5 protein-coding genes are annotated in these 5,272 nt (G+C 68.7%); 1 reads left to right on the forward strand and 4 read right to left on the reverse strand.

What is annotated here, in order from left to right; genetic code table 11:
• Positions 1-33: 33 nt before the first annotated feature.
• Genes IVW53_15505 through IVW53_15520 form a run of 4 tightly spaced genes read right to left on the reverse strand, consistent with a single transcriptional unit; the run spans position 34 to position 3,156 of the window.
• The gene (locus IVW53_15505) at positions 34-990 is read right to left on the reverse strand and encodes a hypothetical protein (protein ID MBF6606972.1); all 957 of its coding nucleotides are present in this window, start codon (positions 988-990) and stop codon (positions 34-36) included.
• A gap of 11 nt (positions 991-1,001) precedes the next feature.
• Positions 1,002-1,676 (reverse strand): cytochrome b N-terminal domain-containing protein, encoded by a 675-nt coding sequence (locus IVW53_15510; GenBank protein ID MBF6606973.1) that lies wholly within the window; start codon positions 1,674-1,676, stop codon positions 1,002-1,004.
• Positions 1,663-1,878 carry a hypothetical protein gene (locus IVW53_15515; protein ID MBF6606974.1) on the reverse strand — a complete coding sequence of 72 codons (216 nt, stop codon included), beginning with the start codon at positions 1,876-1,878 and terminating at the stop codon, positions 1,663-1,665. The genes IVW53_15510 and IVW53_15515 overlap by 14 nt, the downstream gene beginning before the upstream one ends.
• 9 nt (positions 1,879-1,887) lie before the next feature.
• Positions 1,888-3,156 carry an AI-2E family transporter gene (locus tag IVW53_15520; GenBank protein MBF6606975.1) on the reverse strand — a complete coding sequence of 423 codons (1,269 nt, stop codon included), beginning with the start codon at positions 3,154-3,156 and terminating at the stop codon, positions 1,888-1,890.
• Positions 3,157-3,466: 310 nt separating this feature from the next.
• On the opposite strand from IVW53_15520, the gene IVW53_15525 reads away from it, so the two are divergent.
• Positions 3,467-4,411 carry a hypothetical protein gene (locus IVW53_15525; protein MBF6606976.1) on the forward strand — a complete coding sequence of 315 codons (945 nt, stop codon included), beginning with the start codon at positions 3,467-3,469 and terminating at the stop codon, positions 4,409-4,411.
• Positions 4,412-5,272: the final 861 nt, after the last annotated feature.

Here is a 5,272-nt window from a genome sequence, read left to right on the forward strand (position 1 = left end):
GGGCGCGAGGATGAAAACCCGCCGACCCGTCCCTCAGCCGGTCCCTGGGTCGGGATGGGTCCTTCGCCAGCGGTAATAGTCGCGCCAGATGAGCCGGTGGATCGGGATCCAGTGCGGGATGTCCCGCAGGATCGGGATGAAGGGGACGAACGCAAGAAGGAACGTCAGCGCGAACATCGTCAGGACGACGAGCAGGTCGGCGTTCGGTGCCGTGTTGTAGGGCGGGATCTGGTACCACATCGAATACAGCCAGAGCCAGGCCTGGCCGGGGTAGCTGCCGGTCTCGTTCATCATCCCCCACTGGCTGCCGAGAAGGTGCTGGTCCGCGGCGAGCCCCGCGAAGTAGCCGCCGTCGCCCATGAACAGCAGGGGCCTGGTGTAGTTCGTCTCGAAGAAGCGTCCGTTCGAGAGGAGCAACCCGTCGAGGCCGCCCGAGCGCGCCACCCCGAGGAGGTTCGTCATGAGCACAGGCACGGGCCCGTAATCTCCCGGTGCGACGACGACCGCCCCGTTCTGCGTGGTGGCCGTGCCGAGCGCGCCGCTGTAGGCGGTGAGCCAACCCTGCTGGGTCGCGCCGTCGGCCGATCCGTACGCGTGGAGCGCCGCGGCGAGGTCCGCGTTCCCGATCGCCGCGGTACCGAGCGGTCCGAGCACAAAGTCCTGGGTCGGGTCGAGGTGGACGGCGTTGCCCGCCCAGCGCTGCGGCGCGATCGGGCCGATCGTCTGGACCGAGGCCGAACCGTCCGTGTATGGCGGTCCGTATGCGGCACTGAAACTGGTTCCACCGAGCTCGGACGTCGCGGTGGTCACGAAATCGAGCGGGTCCTGTTGCGCCCAGGTCCGGATCGTCAGGGGCGGGACGTCGGGTGAGGAGAGCGCGAGCGCCAGCGCGATGATCACGACCCCGGAGGCGACGAGCGCGAGCACGATCTCCTTGAGGAGGTCGTACGGGACCGTGGGGATCCCTCGGTAGTAGGCATCCTGGTCGATGGAGGGGCTTCTCACGACGCCACATCGGTCGGACGGTCGCCGCTGGCAGCGGGCGCCCGCGGTTCGATCGGCTTCACCACGCCTCGCAACCGGACCTGGACGACGTGAAGGACCACGAGCATCGTCACGAGGACCGGCAGGAGCATGACGTGGATGCCGTACATCTGGCCGAAGTCGAGGACGTTGAAGAACGCCCCGGCGCCGGTCCCGTTGATCCCATCCTTGGCATTGAGTGCGATCCATTGGGCGTCGAGGTTCTGCTGGGAGACATAGCCGGTGAAGCCGGTGACCAGTCCCACGATGAAGATGACGACGCCGACAAGCCACGTCGTCGCTCGTCCGTCCCGCCAGGAGGCCATGAAGTACTGGCCCCACAGGTGGAGGGCGGCGAAGACGAAGAAGAGCTGGACGCTCCAGAAGTGGACGCTGTTGACGAAGCGCCCGACCCCCGAGACATGCCACCAGCCTGGGCCGAAGAAGGCGAGGACGATGCCGCTCCCGATCACCCAGATGAGACCGGTGACGGCCACGACCCCGAAGACGTAGACCCAGGAGCCGACGAAGAACGGCTGGCGGCTCGGCAGGAGGTGCGCCAACGGCAGACGCCGTTCAAGGAATCGTCGGGTCGCTCCCGTCCAGGACGTGTCCGTCGATCCGGGCGTAGGCGCGCTATCAGGGGTGCTCATCGCCGTCCTTCCCATCTCCGCGATGGCCAGGGAAGGGCGCCACCAGGGCCGCGACGAACAACGTGACCATCCCGATGATGACCAGCAGGTTCGGGACGGAGATCACGATAAAGCCCAGCTGCACGTAGGTTGCCGGCGTATCCATGGTCACATCGTCTCCACTGGCGTCGACTCCATCGGCGTCATCTCCATCGGCGGCCACGTCCTTCCATCAGGCGGCATGGGATCCGCTCCCGGCGGTCGAGGATCCAGCGACGTTCTCCGAACGGTCATCGATGAGCGCCTCGGCCCGATCCGCGGCGATCGCGACCGCATCGTAGAGGGCGACCTCCGGATCGGCAGCCTGGACCTCGGCGACGACCGCATCGAGATCGATCCCCTCGACCTCGTCGACCGCGCGGCGATTGACGACGTACCGGATGAGCAGGTTGGTGGCCGCCACGATCGGGATCCCGAAGAGGGCGCCCCACAGCCCGGCGATCTGCGCGCCGAGCAGCAGGGCGATGAGGACGAGGAAGGGATGAAGTCCGGCGGTCTCCTTCATCAACCGAGGTTGGAGGACGTTCACGAGGAGTGTCTGCGCGACGAGGAGGACCCCCACGACCGGCAGCGCGACCTCCGGCCGAAACGCGACAGCGACGAGGAGTGGCGGGAGAAGCGCGAGCGGCGGTCCGAAGAAGGGGATGAACATCGCGAGCGCCACGCCGACCGTCATCAGGTAGAGGTATGGCAGGCCGAACACGAGGCCGACGACGACGGTGAGCACGACCTGCACGATCACGAGGATGACCTGCGTCCGCAGGAAACCACCGAAGGCCCGGCCGACCGACTGCTGGACGAGCAGGAGCTCCTGGGCGTAGCGGTTGGGGACCACCCGACTCAATCCGCCGAGGATCCCATCGAGGTCGACCACGGCGTAGAGCGACAGAACGACGATGAGGAACAGGTCACCCATCACCGTCAGCGTCGTCCGCGCGATCGCCTGGACCTGCGCATCGAGCGTGGCGGCGATCGAGGAGAAGAGGCCTTGCTGGGCCTGGTCGAAGGTTGCTGCCAGGTCGACGGTGCGCGGATCGATCCCGAGCGAGCTCTGGGCGCCGACCAGCAGCCCGTGGACGCGAGCCGTGATCTCTGGACTCCGGGCGAGGATGTCCGCCGCCTCTCGAGCGCCGATCTGAGCGGTGGCCACCACGACGAGGCTCACGCACGCGAACACCGCGAGATAGACGATCGCGATGGCCTTCCCGCGGCCGATCCGGAGCCGTCGGTGGGCGGTGTCGACGGCGGGAGCCACGAGGAACACGAGGAGCCAGGCGAAGAAGATGATCAGGAGGATGGAGCTGAAGCCGACGGCGATCGCGACGAGTTGCCCGGCGGCCGCCAGACCGAAGAAGAGGCTGCCGAGTACGAAGAACGTCGCCGTCGCGCGCGCCGGAGCGCGGCGACGACGGCGAGCGGGCGTGGTCGACTTCGCCGTCATCGTGGCGGACCGCGGTCCGCCAGGTCCGTACTCATGGAACTCTCTCGGGCTGGGGTGGGGCACGGGTGGGCGCGTCTCGCCCCAAGGTGGGAACGTACCCGACCGTGACCGACGCCGGCGAGGATGGAAACCCGGCACGGGCCTTTGCAGGCCGCAGGATCGCGCGAAGTCGTCGACAATGCGGGCGGGTTTTCATCCTCTCGCGAGGATTGCAGGCTCGCTATCCTCGGAGTCGAACCATCCGTGGAACGAGCCGCTCACGCCATGGAACGAGCCGCTCACGCTCGTTCCGGGCCACAGGTGACCAAACATGCGCCGTCTCCTCGGACTCCTCCTCGCCAGCGGGCTGCTCCTCCTCGGCTCGCTGCCGCTCACGACGACGGCGGCCGCAGCGGCGCTCGCCGCCAGCACGACGTGCAGCAATGGCGTCGACAACACCGGTGGCCTCGGCCTGATCTGCAACGTCACTGTTCACAACACGATCAACGCCAGCGGCGGCACCGCCGTCGTCACGGTCCAGGAGTGCCATGGCGCCGCGGGTGCCCCGACGGCTGCCTGCACGACGACTACGGCGTCCCTCACCGGACCCGTGACCGTCGTCAACCAGTGCAACAACTCCATCAATGGTGGTGGCGGCACGCTCCGGTGCAGCGTTCAGATCACGAACGACATCGTCGGCCTGAGTCCCGGCACGACCGGTGCGACCGTCAACCAGTGCGTCGGTTCCGGCGGCGGGATCACGACCGGGTGCAACCCATTTCCCGCCACCACGTCCGGCGCGGCCATCACCCAGTGCAACGGTTCGGCCAATGGCGGCACTCTCGTCGGGATGAACTGCACGGCGACCGGAACCATGGCCGCCGCGGCCGGTGTCACGGTGAACCAGTGCAACGGTTCGGCCAATGGCGGCGGCAGCCTCATCATCTGCTCGGCGCGCATCTCCAACAACGCAATCGCGGGCCCGACCGCGACCCCCACCCCGAGTCCGAGCGCGTCGCCCTCCGCCTCCGCCAGCCCGAGCGCGTCGCCCTCCGCTTCCGTCGCAGCAACGGCCAGTCCGAGTGCGGTCCCGACCGCATCACCGGTGACCCGCCCCACCGCGAGCCCCAGGGTGACCGCCCCGGCGACCGACACGAACGTGGCGGCCGGCCCAGGCGGATCGGGGCCGTCCACCGTGCCCGTCGTCGGGATCTTCCTCCTTGCCTTCGTCGGCCTCACGATCGGCGCCGCGAGGCGTGCCCTCCGCTCTCGCTGAGCGTCGCTCGGCGACCCGCGGTGGGGCCAGCGCCCGGGCTCGAGCCGTGATTCCCACGGACGTGGTCGACAGCGCAGACCTGCCGGCTTCCGCCGGCTCCGACGACCGGCCGGGGTGGGTACGTCGCGGCACGCCGTTCGTGACAAACGACCACCAGGCGGGCGATGGTCATCGACTCTCCACGCGGCGCCCGCAGACCTGAGCGTGGATCGGGCCGGGCGGGAGCGTGGATCCTGCCAGATGCCCGGGTGAGGGCCAGCGGTCACCGACATGCAGACCAACGCCCGCCTCATGGCCATCTGCCGGAAGCTGGGACGGCGGGCTCGATCCGATGGGCGTCCGCGTCAACGACGTGGCCGGGAATCACGGCTAGGGCGCCGGACCGGCTGCGGCGGCGAGGGCGAGAGGGAGAAGAACCTCGATGAGCAGCACCACGACGATGGCCAGGGCCACCGGTCGGGCAAGCCACACGACGGTCGGCACGACCTGATCGATCACCGCCCTCAGGAGTACCGGGGTGATGGGCTGTCGGGGGCGAGACCGCGCGGTCGCCATGAGGAAACTCACCGACTTTCTCACCGAGTCGTTCATCAGCTCGGCGCGGCGGGAGCTGTTGCCCCTGCCGGACGATGGGACACCCCGGCTCCGTCCCCCCAGGGAAACGGAGCAGCGGGGCGTCGGGAACGAGCGGTCATTGGACCGGAACCGGGGGTGAAGCCGGGATCCGCGATGCAGGCCGAACCGTAGCCTGCCGGGGCGCGACCCTGCGAGGATGGAAACGCGGCACGGGCTCACGCCTCGTCCTGTCCCGACCCAGGGACCGGCTGAGGGACGGGTCGGCGGGTTTTCATCCTCGCGCCC

The sequence above is a fragment of the Chloroflexota bacterium genome (assembly GCA_015478725.1).
Taxonomy (GTDB): Bacteria; Chloroflexota; Limnocylindria; order Limnocylindrales; family CSP1-4; genus C-114.